We start from the raw sequence: 18,439 nt of genomic DNA, 5'->3' as shown, positions 1-18,439 counted from the left end.
ATGCAAAAATTTGCAAATAAAACCATATGGATAACAGGTGCTACAGATGGTATAGGTAAAGCACTTTTGCAAAGATTAGATAGCTCTATAGAAGCTAAGTTCATTATCTCTGCTCGCTCTGAAGAAAAGCTTCAAAATATTGCTGACCAGCTAAAAAACAAAGCTGAAATAATAAGCATTGATGTAGCTAATTTCTTAGAATTCGAAGAAGGTGCTAAATCTGCCCTAACCTACAAACCAGATTTTATAATCTACTTGCCTGCTTTTTATGAACCTTCTTTAATTAGTGATATTGCTATTTCAAATCTAGATAAAACAATACAGACAAATCTTACCGCTGTCTTTTATCTAATTAGATTTGTACTACCATATATAAAAAACAATCCTAAGTGTCAGCTTGCTATAACTGCAAGTGTAGCTGGTTATATTGGGTTACCAAGGTCTCAACCATATGCAGCAACTAAAGCTGGTGTTATCAACTTGGTTGAAAGCTTAAAGGCAGAAAATCCTGATTTAGATATTCGTTTAATCAATCCAAGCTTTGTAAAAACTAAGCTTACTGATAAAAACAATTTTAAAATGCCTGCTCTGCTTGAGCCACAACAAGCAGCAGATAGTATTATCAAAGGTCTACAATCTAACAAATTTGAGGTTCATTTTACGAAAAAATTTACTATAATTCTAAAACTAATTGCAGCATTACCTTACAAACTATACTTTAAAATTGCAAAAAAAATGATCTAACATGGAGAGCTTATGCAACAACAGTCAAATAAATTCACAATAATAGCTTTTAGCGCAATGCACTTAGCATGCTTAGCAATATTTTTTGTGAATTATAATATTACAGCTCTTTTGGTATTTCTTATAACCTTTAGTATGAGGACATTTGCTCTTACTGCTGGATATCACCGCTATTTCTCACATAAAGCTTTTAAAACATCACGAGTATTTCAGTTTATATTAGCCTTAGTAGGTACATGGGCTTCACAAAAAGGTCCTCTTTGGTGGTCAGGACACCATAGATATCATCATATCCATTCGGATAAAGAAACAGATATGCACTCTCCTAAAAATGGTGTTTTCCAGGCTCATGTTGGTTGGGTTTTTGAAGCAAGAAGTGATGAAGTCGACCCTAAGTTTATCAAAGACTGGGTTAAATATCCTGAGATAGTATGGCTTGATAAACATGCTCATGAATCTTTTGCATTATATTTAGTTGGACTTTTTATGCTAGGTAGTTGTATTAGTTATTTCTATCCAGCTCTTGAAACTTCTGGACTTGCTTTTGTATTTTGGGGTGGTATATTAAGTACCGTACTGCTTTACCATACTACTTTTAGTGTAAATTCAATTTGCCATATTTTTGGATCTAGAGATTACCAAACTACAGATAATAGTCGCAACAACTGGCTTGTTGCACTAATAACATTTGGTGAAGGTTGGCATAATAATCATCACAAATTTGCATATTCAATAAGAAATAATCTTAAGTTCTGGCAACTAGACATAACGTACATGATTTTATGTGTACTTAAAAAGTTTAGAATTGTTTGGGATTTTAAACAACCTAAAAAAACAGCTTAGATTTTCATAATATATTAAATCCAAAAATACTAAGAATGCTTTGAATAAAACTCTCTCCAAGTTTCTATTAAAGCTCTATAAGATTTACCTGTAACCTTTCTACATAAGTCTCTTGTACTATGACAATCTGATTCTGTAGTATCTCCAGATTCAAGACGATTCACCTCTTTTTGAAGCAAATGAAAATTCCTACGATTCACAGCAAATCTTAACGAAAATAAGAAACCTATTACAATAAGCACTAAAGGTACTAATATAAACACCCAATGCAAATAAAATAAGGTATCTGGTGTTTGGACTGTTGCATTTTTCTTATAGCCAATCACTGTCAACAAAAGCCCAATTCCTGGAAGTATTAAAACACCTTGTGAAAACTTCCTAGCAAATGACATTGCACCAGCATATATTCCAGTTCTTCTTTTACAACTCATTAAAGTATCAACTTCTGTAACAAAACTAAGCATGGTCATAGGCATTACATAGCATGCAGATAAACCTAACCCAATCAATCCAAAGTGAAGACTTACTGTAAATGGCGAGGCATTTTCAGGAGTTAAGTTTACTAAAGCAACTACAGCTAAGAACCAAATACACGCACCTATCCTGTAGGCTGTAGCCTTACTATACCTACTTGCAATAAATATATACACTGGCAAAACTATTAACTGAACAATCCACATTGAGCTAACATATGACATTAGCTCAGGCTTATCTAAATATACATTTATATAATACGCTGAAAAACTCATAAGTATATCTAAACCTGCAAATGCAAATAGATATAATCCTAAATGATAACGAAATGTTTTATTTTTAATCGCCGAGAAAAAGCTAATAAAACCACTTAATGGTACCATAAACCATCTTAGACTTTTTTCTTTATAATTATTTTTTGGAGGTATCTCACTTGTACCTAAAAATACTATTACCCAAACACTTGAATAAAGTATTGCAAATACAGTAGCCATAATTACATAGGCTTTAGAGCTATATGAAAAGCTAACTAAAAGCAAAGGTGCAATAGCTGTAGATAATATTGCTGAGAATTGAGATGATCCCATTCTAAAAGCTGATAGATATACCCTCTCTTTATAATCATGACTCATATCAGCAGCTAAAGATGCATAAGGTGTATCTAATATCGAGTAGATAAAGTCAAATACACAATACATTACCAAATAATATAAAAATACCTGAAACTCATTAGAATGTTCTGCATTAACATGAATAGGTGTCATCCACAAAGGAATAAATGTAAATAGTATAGGGATAAAACCAATTAAAAAGAATACTCTTCTACGCCCAAAACGTGAACGAATTCTATCAGAAAGATTTCCTACTATCGGATCGACAATAGCTAACCAAAAACGCCCTAAACCAAATATAAGACCAGCCAACCATGGCGATAAACCAACATTATTCGTTAAAAATATTAAAAAGAAAGTCCCTATAAGAGTAAAAGCACCTCCCCCAAAGACATCACCTAAACCATAGGCAAAGTAATTGCGTAACTTCAGTTTCATTAATCATACACTCCAAAATTATTCATTAGAAATATAAGTGTTAACTTACTTATTGAGATATAGATGCACAGATCTTTCTTTCACCTTCATAAGGCTGGCGAGAGTGCAAAACAGTATTATTATTAATCCATAATACATCACCTTTATGCCATTTAAATGCAACTGCATCTTTTTGGGCAGCTTCTACTAATTTTTGCATAACTTTAGGATCTAAATATTCACCATCCCCTGTCACTACAGATTTTTCACCAAGATTTCTAGCATCATTCCAACCGGTATAAACAGCGATCATTGAATTAAAAAATGTTTTTTGCTTTGTTTGTTCATCAAATCTAACTGCTGGTAATACTGCTGTGATTGTTTTTAGATTATCATTTTCTAACCATTCCCACTCTGTACCGAGCTCTGTCATTATTTTTTCAGCATCTTCTTTAGTTTCACATTGAAATGTTTCTTTCCATGATCTTCCAATGGCTGATTTAGTATCTGTCTCAGGAGGCATCACACGAATATATCTAACACCTTTGTTCTCTATCATGTTTGCATACTCTGGATCTATTTCAATAAAACTCTTATAAAGTAAGTTTGATTGTAGAATTGGTGTAGCTCCACCTTTTTCTGCAGCAATATGGCAGTAGAAAAAGATATTCTTAGGTGGATTTGGAGTTTGCGCCATCTCATGATGAAACGGAATACTTTCACTAGATGGCGATTCATTTGCTGTTAAGACTCTACCACTTGTCATTTTATTACGTGGAGCAGCTCCTCCAACATATCCCATACGAGGAAATTCAGCGATATCTAGCATTTCCTCAAAAGTTTGTGCTTCATCTACAGGAAAGTCTCGAAACAGTACAGCATCATGCTCTAATAACAAATCTTTTAGAGAATCTTTATTTTCTTTTACCCATACTAAAAATTCTTCACTTGAGCTTACCTGACCATTATTTTTTAAGACATAAGGAAAAGGCTTACCATTAGTAATTTTTTGCTCTTGGATATGCTCATTCTTAAATACCATAATTAAACTTCCTTTAATGTAAATAAAACAACCATCTAATTTAAATTATCACTTAGTAATTTTTTAGGAAAGTATTTTTTATTGTAAATTAGTATTTTTTTTTATAAGATTTTCCTAATCTAATAAACTCTTATCCCTAAAAAATAATAAGGAAAAATCATGCTAAAAAACAATTTTGCTCTAGGTTTCTGGCGTTTAGATGATGCTAAACTATCACAAAAACAAACTGTTGAACTTGTTGAAAAAGCTCTTGATCTAGGCATTAGCACAATGGATCACGCTGATATCTATGGTGAATATAAATGTGAAAAGCTTTTTGGTGATGCTCTACAAAATCATTCTCATCTACGTGATAAAATGCAAATTGTAAGTAAGTGTGGCATCAAATTTGAATGCGATTTTACGCCAAAAAATAAAGTCAAACATTATGACTTATCTCCTGCAAGCATTATAGAATCTGCTGAAAATTCTTTAAAAAATCTACGTACTGACTACCTTGATCTATTACTAGTACATAGACCTAGCCCTCTTATGAATGCTGAAGTGATTGCTGAAACTTTTGAAAAATTACGTAAAGAAGGTAAAGTAAAAGAGTTTGGTGTCTCAAACTTCACACCATCACAGTTTAACTTATTAAATAGCTATATCCCGCTAAAGACAAATCAGGTTGAGATATCAGTATTACATACAGATACTTTCTATGATGGAACTCTAGATCAATTACAACAACATAAAATTCGTCCTATGGCATGGTCTCCTTTAGCTGGTGGAAAGATTTTTAACCCAGAAACATCTAAGGAAAAAGAGCTTGTTGCGTTTATGCAAACTCTAGTTACTAAATACAATGTAAATAGTATTGATCAAATTGCTATGGCATGGTTACTTAAACACCCTGCAAAGCCTCAAGTAATTATAGGCAGCCAAAATATTTCAAGATTAGAAAATACTGTAAAATCACAAGAAATAAATTTAGATGTTCAAGATTGGTTTAAGATCTTAGAAATATCAAATGGGCATGAAGCACCTTAAGCTTTAGTAGTTTCTTTTTTACTAGACTTATTCTTTCTTCTACGTCTAGCTCTCTTCTTTTTAACCTTTTTATTTTTCTTTGGTTTTTTAGCAGATGGCCTCTCAGTAGCACTTGCATCAAAAGACTTACTATTACTAGGATCATATAACTCAAAATCAATATGTATCCTATCTAGGTCAGCTCTAACAACCCTTACTGTGATATCTTGACCAATTTTATAAACCTTATGAGTCCTTTTACCTATAAGTATATCTTTGGTTTCATCATAAATATAATAATCCCCAGGAATAGCCGAAACATGTATTAAACCTTCTATATACATGTCTTTTAGCTCAGCAAAAAGTCCCAAGCCATTAACATGCTTAACTTGTGCTTCTAAAACATGACCAATATAATCTTGCATAAAGTAACACTTAAGCCAGTTTTCTACCTGCTTAGAAGCTCCATCAGCATTACGCTCTTGTTGTGAAGCATTATCACAGATATTAGCTAACTCAGAAGCTTTATAGTCTGCACCACCATGCTTATATTCATTAATTATTGATTTGATAATTCTATGCACTACTAAATCAGGATATCTTCGAATTGGCGAAGTAAAGTGAGTATATTCACTATATGCTAAACCAAAATGTCCATCATTATTTATACTATATATTGCTTGATTCATACTCCGTAAAGTCATCATCTGAATATCATCATAATCAGCACGATCTTTTATACTCTCAAGCATCTCAGATAAAGCTTTTGGTGTAACCTTTCCATCTTTACCATAGGCTAGATGTATACCATGCCTTGATAGATATTTTTTCAGAGTCTCCATGCGATCTTCTTTAGGCTCACTATGTACTCTAAATGGTGAAGTCTTTTTATGCTTAATCATAAATTTAGCAGCTGCGACATTTGCTACAAGCATACACTCTTCAATAAGCCTATGAGCATCATTACGATGTCTTGGGATAATTGACTCTATATGATTATGTTCGTTGAGTATTATTTGTGTCTCAACAGTATCAAAATCTATTGCTCCTCTTATTTCCCTAGCACTATGTAATACTTTATATAACTCATATAAATCAAACAAGTTAGGGACTAATTCAGGAGTCTTTTCAACAATAGTATTTTGCTTTTTCTCTAAAAGCTTCGCAACCTCTGTATAAGTAAGTCGTGCTTTTGAGTTAATAACAGCTGAATAAAAATTATATCTTGATAGCTTACCTTGCTTACTAATATTCATCTCACAAACAAGTGAATATCTATCCTCCTCTGGTCTTAACGAACATAAACCATTAGAAAGTTTTTCAGGTAACATAGGTATAACATAGCCAGGAAAATAAACTGAAGTTGAACGACGTTTTGCATCTAAATCTAATGCTGAATCTTTTGCCACATAATTTGAAACATCAGCAATTGCAACATATAGTTTCCAGCTACCACTTTTAGTCTTATGAGCATAAACAGCATCATCAAAGTCTTTAGCATCTTCGCCATCTATAGTTACAAAATGCTTATCACGGAGATCAATTCTACTACCAACAGATACATCTTCAGAAATATTCTCTAAATATCTAAGTGCCTTTTTGCTCCACTGTTCAACCAAATCATACTTCTGCGTAGCCATCATCATTGCCTCTTTGACAGGTGATACAGCTTCGACTTCTTGTTTAAATTTAGCCACAGCGCAACTATTTACACTTGGTTGAACTACTATTTCTGCTTCTATTAATGAATTATGTTCGATCTTTTCTTTTGGTGGTAGAAGAACAATATCATTAGTTATATTTTTGCTTATTGGTTTTAAAAAATGACAATCAAAACTCTTATAATAATACCCTGTAACAATTTTTTGAGCTCTTGAAACAATAGTTTTTATTTCAGCCTCAATTCTACCTCTCTTATTTACACCTAGAACTTTAGCTGTAACCTCATCACCAACCATCACTAATTTTGATTGATGTGATAAAATGCTAACTTTTGTATTTAAAGTATTACTAAATAATTCTAAACGTGAATCCCTATCAGATGTAACTTTTGAAGTTATGTAAATAGGAACCATATCTGGCAGACTATAGTATGACTTATCTTTCTCTAGCTGCTCATCTCTAACCATCGCCCCAAGACGATTAACTAACCCTTCAAATAGACTTTTCTTAAAGATTTCTAAAGCAGTTGCTATATTTTCAATACTTACAGGCAGTTTAGTATCTTTTATATAATTTAGTATAACTTCTCTACTTGGTATTGGGTTATCGTATTTTTGTGCTTCAAGATCCCTATTTGGATCATTTTGTATGCTATATTTACTCACTTATCAATATATCCTGATCAAAAAATTTTTTACTTATTAATTTACCTTTTTCAAATTCAGCTATAGCAACAAACTTTCCGTCATCATATATCCTAACCGTTTTATCTAAGTTTGGTTTATCTGCTAAGAGCCCTCTTTTATATAAATCTTCCTTCTCTTTTTCTTCAAGAGAATATATCGGCTTATCAACAAACACACTCTCTATATTAGCTATACTAGCAATTTTTTCTTCAAAGTTTAAACTTTTTAGTTGTTCAAGGGTAAATGCCCGATCTAAATTAAAAGGACCACTTTTGGTTCTTTGTAAAGCTATCAAATGCCCACCACAACCTAATTGTTTGCCGATATCTATAGCTAAACTTCTAATATAAGTTCCTTTAGAGCATTTAACTCGAACTGTTATAGTTGTTTCAGAGAAATCTAATAATTCTAATTCATATATTTTTATACTACGTGGTTTTATCTCAACTTTTTTGCCCTCTCTGGCAAGCTTATACAATGGTTGTCCATTATATTTAAGAGCTGAGTACATTGGTGGAACTTGCGATATTCCTCCACGAAACTTTTCTAATACTGTCTCAATTAAAGATCCTGTTAAGGTTGGTACACTGTGATTTTCAGCGACCACATTACCCTCAGCATCACCACTATCAGTTTCTATACCTAATTTAATAGTTGCAATATATTCCTTATCCGCATCAAGCAAATATTGAGCTATTTTAGTAGCTCTACCAAAACATATTGGTAAAACTCCTGTTGCCATAGGATCTAACGTACCTGTATGACCAGCTTTTTGAGCATTAAATAAGTGTTTAAGCTGTTGAAGAACTTTATTTGAACTAATATCTTTAGATTTATTGACTACTATTACACCATTTAGATTTAATCTATTTTTTTTCATGTAAGCCTTGCTTTGCTAATATTTCTATCATTTTACCAGCAGCTTGTTGCTCTGCCTTTCTACGTGACGTCCCCTGAGCGACCACATCAATATTTAACTCCCTTGAGCTCGCTTTAACAGTAAAAACCTGCTCATGATCCTTACCCTGTATTGTCTCAATACTATATTCCGGCAAGCTTAAAGAATTTTGCAAAAGAATTTCTTGAAGCTTTGATTTGTTATCTTTTATTTTGACACTATCTACGTTGATATTCGCTACCACATTCTTATACCAACAAAGAACAACTTTCTTAACAGTTGCAAAATCACTGTCTAGATAAATAGCTCCAATTATAGCTTCAAAAATATCTTCAAGTATCTTTTCTCTTTTTTGTCCACCTTGTTCACTTGCACCTAAGATGACAAACTCATCTATCTTAAATTGCAAGGCTAATTGAGCCAATGTTGCTCCTTTGACAAGCTTTGATCTTATTTGAGACAATTTCCCTTCTGCAAGATCAGGAAACTTAAGATATAGCTCTTCTGCTATTACAAAACCAAGTATTGAATCTCCAAGGAACTCTAATCTTTCATAGTTTTTCTTTGTTTTACTACGATGAGTTAGCGCTCTTACCAAAAGAGTTTGATCTTTAAACTTATAACCAAGAATATTGTAAAATCTAGAGTATTCAGGAGTCATTTATCTAAAAGACCTTTCCAATTTGATCCCAACGAACTTTTTTGTCTATTTTATCCCAGCTCATCCATACTAGCTTAGCCTTACCAACTAAATCTTGTTCTGGAACAAATCCCCAATAACGACTATCTTCACTATTATCACGGTTATCACCCATAACAAAATAGTGCCCTGCAGGAACTTTTAAATTTTCAAAATCATTACCTTTAACAGATTCTATCCAATCGACCTGGTGCTTAACCCCATCTAAGTCTTCAGTACAAACTGTATCACCAGCGCCATTTGACATAGATTGGTTGTAATAATTAGTAGCGTCTTTATCACAATCAGTATATTTAAGCTTGTGACCATTTATTGTTAACATTTTATCTTTATAAGATATTACATCACCAGGAAGACCAATAACTCTTTTAACAAAATCAACATTAGGATTAACAGGAAAATGAAACACAACAATATCACCACGCTTAGGCTCGCCCATATTGATTAAAGTATCATTTGAAAATGGTGCTCTTATACCATATGCCGTTTTATTCACAAAAATAAAATCACCCACTGGTAAAGTTGGTGTCATTGATGCTGTTGGAATAAGGAAGTTTCCTATGAAAAAAGTTCTAACAAAAAATACTATAATAAAAACACTAAATAATGATCTAGCTTGATCCGCTATAAAAGGAGCCTTTAGATCATTGTCTTTATAAAATTGTCTTTTTTGCTTTTTGCTAAGTCCTGTTAAATGTTCTTTATAAGGGGCTAACCTAGGTTTTTGGAAAAAGAAATAATCTATAGCGTAGATTAAACCACTCACTATAGTTAAAAACAATAGCCAAAATGTAAAGCCGAGACTTATAAAATAATCAAATAATTGCATAAAATTACTTAACTACTTTATCCTTTTGTACAAAGTAGCCAACTCCTCTAATTGTCTGAATGAAACCAGGAATATTAAGTTTCTTTCTTAGGTTATGCATATGCACTTCTAAAGTATTTGTATCCATCTCTTTATCTGTTGCATAAACTTCTTCTAAAAGTTGTGTCTTTGGTACAACTCGACCAGCATTTTGTACTAAAATAGTTAAAAGAGCTAACTCTTTTTTAGATACTGATATGATAACTCCATCCTTTGTAACTGTTTCTGAACTAGGGTTAAAGCTATAATCACCAAACCTAATTTCTTCAGTAACTTTTTTACCAGTTCTTTTATCAATTCTACGAGAAACAGCTTTAATTCTAGCTATTAACTCTTTAAGTTCAAATGGTTTTGTTAGATAATCATCAGCTCCTAAATCTAAACCTTTGATCCTATCTTCTAGACCATCTCTAGCAGTCAAAAGAAGAATAGGCACTTTTACACCTCTATTTCTAATATTTCGAAGAACTTCTAAACCTGTTTTAATTGGTAAGCCAATATCTAATACTACTAGATCATAAAGACCAGACTCTATAAAAGTTTGTGCTGCCTCACCATCAGAAACCAAATTAACAATAAAACCTTCTTTTTGTAAAGCTTCCAGTAATCCTTCTCCAAGATTCAGATCATCTTCTGCCAATAGTAGTCGCATAGTTCTATATACCTTTATATTTTATTAAAAAATCAATTATACTTAGACAATACATATGTCATGATAAGTATACCCTACAAGGTAGCTAAAGCAAATGTTTATTTACGTTTGAAGTAGTTATAGATACTAATTTTGATTTTAACAAATCATACAAACTAGATTCAAAATCAACGACTATAAACTATCACTAAACTCTTTAGTTAGTTCTTTTGCTCTATCTATGTTTGCTTTAATTGCCTTATCTACGATACCGCCTAGATCAAATTTCTCAAACGTTTTTAAAGCTTCAAATGTTATACCATTTTTTGATGTAACATTCTTTCTTAGCGTGGCTATATCTTCACTACTATTTAAAGCCATTTGAGCTGCTCCTAAACATGTTTGAGCAACTAACTTCTCAGCTTGAGATTTTTCTAAACCTTTTTTTACAGCTGAGTTGATCATATGCTCCATAAACTGAAAATAATAAGCAGGGCCTGAACTAGCTACTGCAGCTATAATGTCAATTTCACTTTCATCTTCAACAACTGTCACCACACCCATAGTTTTCATAATATCAATAATCAAATCTTTATCTCTAGCAGTCACATTATTATTAAAATATAGTCCAGTAGCTCCATAACCTAGACTACTTGGCGTATTTGGAATGCTCCTAACAAATGCTATTTCCTTACCAAATAGTTTCTCATATGCTTCTGTTTCTATTCCTGCAGCAACTGTAACTATTATTTGCCTAGTAGTTACTAAATCTCTAATCTCTTTAATAAGATCAACCATTCCTTGTGGTTTAATCGCTAATATCAATATATCTGCTTGTTTAACTGTTTCGATCAAAGAATCTGATGTATCAATAGAGTATTTTTTATTTAAATTTTCACGTTTCTTATCATTTCTATCAAAAACAATAATATCATTAGTACTATAACCGTGTGCTACCATTCCAGCAATCATTGCTGATGCCATATTACCACCACCAATAAAACATATTTTCATAATAACCTCTTCTCTTTTAATTCCTTTAAATCACTTAAAGGATAACATTTACAACAAATATTGCTAATATATATGCAAATAGAAAAACCTAAAAGCTTATAAGATATGAAAGAAATAGTTCTTGCATCAAGCAATAAAGGCAAAATACAAGAATTTACAAAAATATTTGCCGAAATAAACATAAAGATAATCCCTCAAACAGAATTTAATGTTCCAGATGCTGATGAAACTGGACTTAGCTTTATTGAAAATGCTATTTTAAAAGCTCGCAACTGTTCTGAGCATACAAGCTTACCCGCGATAGCTGATGATTCAGGCTTAGAAGTTTTTTCATTAAATGGCGAGCCTGGTATATATTCCGCTAGATACTCAGGAGAACATGGCAACGATAAAGCAAATATTGATAAGCTGTTAGCAAAAATCAAAGGAGCCACATGTAAAGAGGCTAGGTTTGTATGTGCCTTAGCTTATGTAAAACACCCTCTAGATCCAACTCCTGTTACTGCTCTAGGATTTCTAAATGGAGAGATATCAAGCCCCCCAAAAGGTGATTATGGATTTGGTTATGATCCTATCTTTACTTTACCTGAATTTAAGAAGACATTAGCTGAAATCTCACCCAAGCACAAAAATAAAATAAGTCACAGAGCTGTCGCTCTAAAAGAACTTATCAAAGCTTTAAGTTAAATTTAATCACATATCAGGTTATCTAAATCTTAGATTATATGTTAGAATATTTTCTATATAGGTGCTATCGATAATAAAGCTATTTTTTAGGTTAGAATGTGAAACATTTAAAAACTTTTATTATTTTAATTTTATCTCATGTATATTCAAGCCTGTTTACTATCTTTATACCATTTATATACTTAAAAAAGTTTCGTCGTAGTTTTAAAAATCCTAATTACAGAAAAAGATGGTCCGAAAGATTTGGACAAACTACAATTCGCCTTAAAGATTCTATATGGCTTCACTCTGTATCAGTTGGTGAAACAGTATCTGCTGAGCCTTTAGTTAAAAAATTAATTGAAAATTATCCAAATGATAATTTTGTGATAACGACAACAACGCCAACAGGAAGCGATGTTGTTAAACGTTTATATGAAAATTATGACAATGTTTACCATCTTTATATCCCATATGACACATTACCATTTATAAATAGTTTTTTTACAAAATTAAATCCCAAAATATTTATCGTTATTGAAACTGAAATTTGGCCTAACATACTAAATAAGTGTTTTAATGAAAATATCCCTGTAGTAATAACTAATGCAAGACTTTCTAAGAGATCTATGCGTAATTATACAAAACTACCTTTTGCCAAAGAGTTTTTATTTAGTAAAATTTCCCACGTTAATGCTCAAACAGAGAAAGATGCGAAGAGATATCACTCTTTAGGAATAGCAAAGGATAGAATATCGCTAACTGGAAATCTAAAGTATAACCTTATCACACCTGAAAATTTACAAGAAAAAATGTCTAAACTAAAAGAAAGCTTGAAAGATAGACCTATTTGGATTGCAGGAAGCACTCATCAAGGTGAAGAAGAAGAATTACTTAAAGCGCATAGAGACATCTTAAAAACTTATCCTGAATGTTTACTAATTATTGTCCCAAGACATAAAGAAAGATTTTTAAGAATAGAAAAACTTATTAGCGATGAGTCTTTTTCATATCAAAAAAGAAGCCTTTCTAAAGATGAAGTACTTAGAGATACCCAAGTATATCTTGGTGATACAATGGGCGAGCTTTTAGATTTATACTATATATCTGATATAGCTTTTGTTGGTGGCAGTCTAATAGATAACGGTGGTCATAACCTACTTGAACCAGCCGCATTAGCAAAACCTATAATTAGTGGTCCAAGCCTATTTAACTTTAGTAAAATATCTAAAGAACTGAATGAAAACCACGCCCTAATAAAAGTAAAAGATCACAAAGATTTATCCAATAATATATTAGAGATTTTAAGCAACAAAGCTCTTCAAGATAAAATGTCTACAGGATCACTAAAGACCTTTAAAGAGCATAGTGATGTTTTAGATAAACAATATGAAAATATTATAAAATTTTTATGAAAACCAACAATATCTTAATAAATTTCAATAATTTTGCTGAAAATACTTTTAATAATATTTACTGCCCATCTGACACATTATTAGAAGCCATGAAATATAGTTTCTTTAGTGGTGGCAAAAGAGTAAGAGCTCAGTTTGTATATGCTATAGGTAACATGTTTAATGTAGATATAAATAATTGCCATAAAATTGCCTTTGCTGTAGAAGCAATTCATACATATTCATTAATCCATGATGACTTACCTGCAATGGATAATGATGATCTACGTCGAGGTAAACCAACATGTCATATTAAGTTTAATGAAGCTACCGCAATTTTAGCTGGGGATGCACTCCAAGCATTAGCTTTCGAAGTAATCCAAGATATTGAAGTAAATAGAGTTTCTCAACTGAAAAATATTAATAAAATCCTTAGTCGATGTAGTGGTTCTGCTGGAATGGTATCAGGTCAGCAACTTGATATTGAAGGTGAAAATAAACAGTTACAACTAGATTCTCTAGAGGTTGTTCATATTAATAAAACTGCCAAAATGTTTACAGCAAGTATGCTACTACCTTACTTAACTTTAGATAATCACTGTTCCGATATTAAAGCTTCTTTAATAAAACTTTCAGAGTTAATAGGTCTATGCTTTCAAATCAAAGATGATATTTTAGATGTTACAAAAACATCTGATGAACTAGGTAAAACTAGTGCTAAAGATATTGCTGCGAACAAGTCAACCTATGTTTCTTTAATGGGATTGGATGAAGCTAATAATTACCTCAAGAGCAAAAAAGAGCAAATTGATGATATATTAAATACTTTAAAGAAAGAAAACTTGAATCTTACAATGCTTGAAAACCTCATTAATCTAGTTATTAATAGAAACTACTGATTATTTTTGCTACAATTCCGTAAATTTACTTATAAAAACGATTAAAATGCAGACTTTCCAAAAAATATATGCTTGGCTAGTACACCTTTTCACATCCTTAGGTGCTGTATTTGGTATATTAGCTATTATTTTTTCAATTGAAGCAGCTAAAGCTAGTGTAACTAATCAGGTAAGCTTACATCATCACTATATTAAACTTTCTATGTTTAGCATTATTATAGCTATCTTTATTGACTCTATTGATGGAAGTTTAGCTAGGTTGGTCGATATCAAAAAACTTGCCCCATTAGATGGAGCTCTTTTAGATAATATTATAGACTTTACAACTTATTCTATTGTACCTTGTATTTGGATATACGTTTCAGGTGTTGTAAGTCAAGAATGGCTAATTCCTATAGTAGTAATGATAACAATTTCGTCATCATATCAATTCTGCCAACCTAATGCTAAAACTAACAATAATTTCTTTGTTGGTTTCCCAAGCTATTGGAATGTTATAGTAATGTTTATGTTATGTTTTCAGTCTTCACAATTAGTTAATGAGTTTACAATTATAGTATTAACAATATTTTCATTTATACCAATAAAATACATTTACCTTTCAAGAACTGAAAATATAAGCAATAGCAAAGCTGTGAAACTATTTACTTTTATATTTACAATGCTAGCCTCAGCCTCAACATTTTTAGCTGTTATTCTTTACCCAATGAAAACACCTTCTCCAATTATTAGTATTATAATTTTATTTATGATCTTTTATATACTATTTAGCTTTAAACTAAACATAAAACCTGTGAAAAATTAACCTATCCATTTACTATCTCAATGTGCTAATATATTACTCAAATCAATTATTTGAGTGTTGTTTATGAAAGTTCTAAGCCAAGAAGAACGCCAAAAACTTTTTGTTGAAAATATCTTCCCATATAAACATAAAATACCTCGTAAAGTTTATGAAAAGCAGAAACATCACTTACAAATAGAATTGTTGAAATTCCAAAGATGGGTAAAAGAAAATAACAAAAAAGTCTTAATTATTTTTGAAGGTCGCGATGCCGCTGGTAAAGGTGGTACTATTAAACGCATGATGGAACATCTTAATCCACGTGGAGCTAAAGTAATAGCCCTTGAAAAACCATCTGAAAGAGAGCGAAATCAATGGTATTTCCAACGCTATATTGAACATCTTCCTTCTGGAGGAGAAATAGTTCTTTTTGATAGATCATGGTATAACCGTGCTGGTGTAGAGCGCGTTATGGGATTTTGTACAGAAAGAGAATATTTCTCTTTTCTAGAGCAAGCACCACAACTTGAGAAAATGCTAGTCGATAGTGGTACTATGATAATCAAGTTTTGGTTCTCAGTAAGCCAACAAGAGCAAAAGAATAGATTTATAGCTAGAGAATCTCACCCTCTAAAACAATGGAAGCTTAGCCCTATTGATAAAGCATCTCTTGATAAATGGGATGATTATACTGAAGCTAAAGAAAGAATGTTTATTTATACAGATAAACCATATGCTCCATGGGTAATTGTAAAATCAGATGATAAAAAAAGAGCAAGGTTAAATGCTATAAGACATATTTTAAGCATCGTAGACTATGATAACAAAGATTCTGAAGTTGCTATTTCTCCAGATCCTCTAATCGTTGGTACATCTTCAAAAATATATAAATAAAAGGTTATAATTTTAAAAATAAATATTGACTACTGGCATTATTTTAAATATAATCATGCTTATGTTTTGGGCCTATAGCTCAGTTGGTTAGAGCGCCGGACTCATAATCCGTAGGTCGTAGGTTCGAGTCCTACTGGGCCCACCATTACATTCTAGTAAATCTAAGTTGTTTTCTTATAAATTTATTTATTTTTCTCTATCTGGATAAATATTTGAGCCTTTATGCTTACTTTCATCCCAAATTTCTTGTTCTGTTAAATTAGTTTCTATAAATTCAATCACAGCTCCATTTTCTTCAACTATTACAACCTTAAATCCTTCTATTGGGAAGTAAGGCTCTAGAAGAATGTTTTTGCCCTTAATAACCTCTTCTAAATCTTCAACCTTATATGCTATATGTGGCTGTGTTTGAATTAACTTATCTAATGGGCAATTAGGGCCAAATCTATGGTATTGTATTCTTCCTGGAAGCTCTCCACCTGAAGTATACATATCCATAACAGAACTATAACGCTCTCCTTGGCGAGGTTCCGTAACAGGAATTCCTACATGATGATATTCAAATTTCATTTTATAACAATTTTTACTTTATTGTTCATACAGTATAGAAGTTTTCATATTAAACTTTAACTGAAACTATTTCAATATTTATAAACCTATAGTTTATAATAAATATTCTAATATAAACTATATTTCACTAGAATGATAAACCATACCCAAATTAAATACTTCCTCAAAGTTGCTCAATATCTAAATTATAAAAATGCAGCGGAAGATTTATGCATATCCCCAACAGCTGTTAGCAAACAAATTATAGCTCTAGAAAATTACTTATCGGAAAAATTATTTTATAGAAATACTCGAAATGTAGAGCTGACCCCATTTGGAGAAATAATGCTCGATAAGTGCAAAAAACTAATTCAAGAAGCTACGTGTCTAGAAGAGTATATTGAATCTAGGCAAACAACTCCTCAAGGACAACTAACCATACTCGTATCAAAAATACTTGCCAGAGAATTTATACTAGAGCGTTTAGATGGATTTATAAAAAAGTATCCTCTAATTCAATGTGAATTAATATTCTCTGAACATGATTCAGATTTAGCTCGGAAAGATATTGATATAATGGTTGGATTTCCACAAATACCACCAATTACAGACTCTTTTAGATACAAGAGAATGCAGCCAATTTCAAATATATTATGTGGATCACCAGAGTTAATTAAAAAACACGGACTACCACAATCAATAAATGATCTTTTACACTACCCTTTTATCTCCCATAGCCTAAGAAAACCTGCCACAAGATTACCATTAGAAAATGGCGATTATATACCTTGTTCTTCGCCAATATTATTTATTGATGATTTTCATGCTCTTAATGAGGCATGTAAGAGAGGTATTGGACTTTTCCTTACTGGAGATAGGCTAGTAGAAAAAGATATCAAAGAAGGCTCTTTAGTACACTTATTACCAGAGATTAAGTTCAGACAATACGACATCTTTACTTTTTATCAAGCTCATGAGTATGATATTCCAAAAGTAAGGGCTTTTTTAGATTTTTACCTTTTATAGAGTAAAACTATTATAGTATAGCTTCTAGGTAGTTTTGTTTATCTTTATTTGTAAGTCTGATTCTATGTTCATTCATTAACGTACCATGGAAAGACTTACTCATTGCTTCTAGAATATCCATCATCAACTCATAACAAGTTTTGACATCATACTCCATACTAGCTAATTTTCTGTAGTTCATTACAGCAATAATACCATCTACCTTACCCTCTTTTGCATCTACAAATACTTGATCCTCATTATCAGGTAAAACAGTAAATATCACATCATTATAATTAAGCTTTTGAAAAACTTTTTCATCAGTATACTTAACTCCATAATACTTCAAAAAAGTTGCTAAATCTTTTACTTGAATTTTTTCAATTCCTTCAAAATAGAATAATAAAAAACCATCTCTTAACAGTGGATATTCACGTTGCACATTCTCAACATATGCATATTCAGATGAGCTTTTCACTTGTTCAAGAAGCTGCTCTCTATCTCTTTGTTGAATACTTTCAAGGATATCCTTTTGCTTAATGCGAAGACTTTTACGATATAGATCTATTATGATCAATATCACTAAAATTAAAACTAAAACTAACATTAATGTCATTTATCACGCACCTAAGTATATTTTTTCTACACAA

The 18,439-nt window shown here is 31.7% G+C and carries 19 protein-coding genes and 1 tRNA gene; 10 read left to right on the top strand and 10 right to left on the bottom strand.

The annotated features are described in order from the left end of the window. The gene (locus tag FIP56_RS02555; RefSeq protein WP_192577405.1) at positions 1-744 is read left to right on the top strand and encodes an SDR family NAD(P)-dependent oxidoreductase; all 744 of its coding nucleotides are present in this window, start codon (positions 1-3) and stop codon (positions 742-744) included. A 12-nt stretch (positions 745-756) separates the two neighbouring features. Then, a complete protein-coding gene (locus tag FIP56_RS02550; protein WP_192577404.1) occupies positions 757-1,587 on the top strand; it encodes an acyl-CoA desaturase in 831 nt (276 codons plus the stop codon). A gap of 29 nt (positions 1,588-1,616) precedes the next feature. Here the strand turns inward: FIP56_RS02550 and FIP56_RS02545 are convergent, their stop codons facing one another. Both FIP56_RS02545 and FIP56_RS02540 read right to left on the bottom strand, forming a co-directional pair. Further along, positions 1,617-3,110 carry an MFS transporter gene (locus FIP56_RS02545; protein ID WP_192577403.1) on the bottom strand — a complete coding sequence of 498 codons (1,494 nt, stop codon included), beginning with the start codon at positions 3,108-3,110 and terminating at the stop codon, positions 1,617-1,619. A 49-nt stretch (positions 3,111-3,159) separates the two neighbouring features. Beyond that, entirely contained in the window at positions 3,160-4,131 is a 972-nt protein-coding gene (locus tag FIP56_RS02540) for a TauD/TfdA family dioxygenase (protein WP_192577402.1), read from the bottom strand. 159 nt (positions 4,132-4,290) lie between these two features. On the opposite strand from FIP56_RS02540, the gene FIP56_RS02535 reads away from it, so the two are divergent. Next, on the top strand, positions 4,291-5,160 hold the full coding sequence (locus tag FIP56_RS02535) for an aldo/keto reductase (protein ID WP_192577401.1): 870 nt from the start codon (positions 4,291-4,293) through the stop codon (positions 5,158-5,160). On the opposite strand, the gene rnr is transcribed toward FIP56_RS02535, so the two are convergent. From rnr to proC, 6 genes are all read right to left on the bottom strand, one after another. Continuing rightward, positions 5,157-7,466, bottom strand: a complete 2,310-nt coding sequence (gene rnr / locus FIP56_RS02530) for a ribonuclease R (protein ID WP_192577400.1) — start codon at positions 7,464-7,466, stop codon at positions 5,157-5,159. The two genes, FIP56_RS02535 and rnr, sit on opposite strands and share 4 nt — an antisense overlap. Further along, positions 7,459-8,367: a tRNA pseudouridine(55) synthase TruB gene (gene truB, locus FIP56_RS02525; protein WP_192577399.1), complete on the bottom strand. Its 909-nt coding sequence runs from the start codon at positions 8,365-8,367 to the stop codon at positions 7,459-7,461. Before truB ends, rnr begins: the two co-directional genes overlap by 8 nt. Next, positions 8,354-9,046: a ribonuclease III gene (rnc, locus tag FIP56_RS02520; protein ID WP_192577398.1), complete on the bottom strand. Its 693-nt coding sequence runs from the start codon at positions 9,044-9,046 to the stop codon at positions 8,354-8,356. The genes truB and rnc overlap by 14 nt, the downstream gene beginning before the upstream one ends. Positions 9,047-9,050: 4 nt before the next feature. Next, on the bottom strand, positions 9,051-9,914 hold the full coding sequence (gene lepB, locus FIP56_RS02515; RefSeq protein WP_192577397.1) for a signal peptidase I: 864 nt from the start codon (positions 9,912-9,914) through the stop codon (positions 9,051-9,053). 4 nt (positions 9,915-9,918) lie between these two features. Further along, positions 9,919-10,605, bottom strand: a complete 687-nt coding sequence (locus FIP56_RS02510; RefSeq protein WP_192577396.1) for a response regulator transcription factor — start codon at positions 10,603-10,605, stop codon at positions 9,919-9,921. A gap of 174 nt (positions 10,606-10,779) precedes the next feature. Beyond that, positions 10,780-11,598, bottom strand: coding sequence for a pyrroline-5-carboxylate reductase (proC, locus tag FIP56_RS02505; RefSeq protein ID WP_192577395.1), 819 nt, complete (start codon positions 11,596-11,598; stop codon positions 10,780-10,782). 105 nt (positions 11,599-11,703) lie between these two features. Between proC and rdgB the strand changes: the two genes are divergently transcribed. From rdgB to FIP56_RS02475, 6 genes are all read left to right on the top strand, one after another. Beyond that, positions 11,704-12,285, top strand: a complete 582-nt coding sequence (rdgB, locus tag FIP56_RS02500; RefSeq protein WP_192577394.1) for an RdgB/HAM1 family non-canonical purine NTP pyrophosphatase — start codon at positions 11,704-11,706, stop codon at positions 12,283-12,285. Between the two features lie 98 nt (positions 12,286-12,383). Further along, positions 12,384-13,679, top strand: a complete 1,296-nt coding sequence (waaA, locus tag FIP56_RS02495; protein ID WP_192577393.1) for a lipid IV(A) 3-deoxy-D-manno-octulosonic acid transferase — start codon at positions 12,384-12,386, stop codon at positions 13,677-13,679. After that, positions 13,676-14,557 (top strand): farnesyl diphosphate synthase, encoded by an 882-nt coding sequence (locus FIP56_RS02490; protein ID WP_192577392.1) that lies wholly within the window; start codon positions 13,676-13,678, stop codon positions 14,555-14,557. Before waaA ends, FIP56_RS02490 begins: the two co-directional genes overlap by 4 nt. A 40-nt stretch (positions 14,558-14,597) precedes the next feature. After that, positions 14,598-15,362 (top strand): phosphatidylcholine synthase, encoded by a 765-nt coding sequence (locus FIP56_RS02485; RefSeq protein ID WP_209451867.1) that lies wholly within the window; start codon positions 14,598-14,600, stop codon positions 15,360-15,362. A gap of 63 nt (positions 15,363-15,425) precedes the next feature. After that, complete coding sequence (gene ppk2, locus FIP56_RS02480) at positions 15,426-16,235, top strand: polyphosphate kinase 2 (RefSeq protein WP_192577390.1); 810 nt, start codon at positions 15,426-15,428, stop codon at positions 16,233-16,235. A 68-nt stretch (positions 16,236-16,303) separates the two neighbouring features. Beyond that, positions 16,304-16,380, top strand: a tRNA-Ile gene (locus FIP56_RS02475). 41 nt (positions 16,381-16,421) lie between these two features. Here FIP56_RS02475 and FIP56_RS02470 read toward each other — a convergent pair. Further along, positions 16,422-16,805: a helicase gene (locus FIP56_RS02470; protein ID WP_192577389.1), complete on the bottom strand. Its 384-nt coding sequence runs from the start codon at positions 16,803-16,805 to the stop codon at positions 16,422-16,424. Between the two features lie 132 nt (positions 16,806-16,937). On the opposite strand from FIP56_RS02470, the gene FIP56_RS02465 reads away from it, so the two are divergent. Next, positions 16,938-17,810, top strand: coding sequence for a LysR family transcriptional regulator (locus FIP56_RS02465; protein WP_192577388.1), 873 nt, complete (start codon positions 16,938-16,940; stop codon positions 17,808-17,810). A 10-nt stretch (positions 17,811-17,820) separates the two neighbouring features. On the opposite strand, the gene FIP56_RS02460 is transcribed toward FIP56_RS02465, so the two are convergent. Then, complete coding sequence (locus FIP56_RS02460) at positions 17,821-18,405, bottom strand: cell division protein ZipA C-terminal FtsZ-binding domain-containing protein (RefSeq protein WP_192577387.1); 585 nt, start codon at positions 18,403-18,405, stop codon at positions 17,821-17,823. Between the last annotated feature and the right edge of the window lie 34 nt (positions 18,406-18,439).

The organism is Francisella sp. LA112445 (genome assembly GCF_012224145.1).
GTDB lineage: Bacteria > Pseudomonadota > Gammaproteobacteria > Francisellales > Francisellaceae > Francisella.
This window is presented reverse-complemented; position numbering and strand designations above follow the sequence as displayed.

Coding starts and splice junctions, on each gene's coding strand:
- FIP56_RS02555 (WP_192577405.1), top strand. CDS start 1: ATGCAAAAATTTGCAAATAAAACCATATGGATAACAGGTGCTACAGAT.
- FIP56_RS02550 (WP_192577404.1), top strand. CDS start 757: ATGCAACAACAGTCAAATAAATTCACAATAATAGCTTTTAGCGCAATG.
- FIP56_RS02545 (WP_192577403.1), bottom strand. CDS start 3,110: ATGAAACTGAAGTTACGCAATTACTTTGCCTATGGTTTAGGTGATGTC.
- FIP56_RS02540 (WP_192577402.1), bottom strand. CDS start 4,131: ATGGTATTTAAGAATGAGCATATCCAAGAGCAAAAAATTACTAATGGT.
- FIP56_RS02535 (WP_192577401.1), top strand. CDS start 4,291: ATGCTAAAAAACAATTTTGCTCTAGGTTTCTGGCGTTTAGATGATGCT.
- truB (WP_192577399.1), bottom strand. CDS start 8,367: ATGAAAAAAAATAGATTAAATCTAAATGGTGTAATAGTAGTCAATAAA.
- rnc (WP_192577398.1), bottom strand. CDS start 9,046: ATGACTCCTGAATACTCTAGATTTTACAATATTCTTGGTTATAAGTTT.
- lepB (WP_192577397.1), bottom strand. CDS start 9,914: ATGCAATTATTTGATTATTTTATAAGTCTCGGCTTTACATTTTGGCTA.
- FIP56_RS02510 (WP_192577396.1), bottom strand. CDS start 10,605: ATGCGACTACTATTGGCAGAAGATGATCTGAATCTTGGAGAAGGATTA.
- proC (WP_192577395.1), bottom strand. CDS start 11,598: ATGAAAATATGTTTTATTGGTGGTGGTAATATGGCATCAGCAATGATT.
- rdgB (WP_192577394.1), top strand. CDS start 11,704: ATGAAAGAAATAGTTCTTGCATCAAGCAATAAAGGCAAAATACAAGAA.
- FIP56_RS02490 (WP_192577392.1), top strand. CDS start 13,676: ATGAAAACCAACAATATCTTAATAAATTTCAATAATTTTGCTGAAAAT.
- ppk2 (WP_192577390.1), top strand. CDS start 15,426: ATGAAAGTTCTAAGCCAAGAAGAACGCCAAAAACTTTTTGTTGAAAAT.
- FIP56_RS02470 (WP_192577389.1), bottom strand. CDS start 16,805: ATGAAATTTGAATATCATCATGTAGGAATTCCTGTTACGGAACCTCGC.
- FIP56_RS02465 (WP_192577388.1), top strand. CDS start 16,938: ATGATAAACCATACCCAAATTAAATACTTCCTCAAAGTTGCTCAATAT.
- FIP56_RS02460 (WP_192577387.1), bottom strand. CDS start 18,405: ATGACATTAATGTTAGTTTTAGTTTTAATTTTAGTGATATTGATCATA.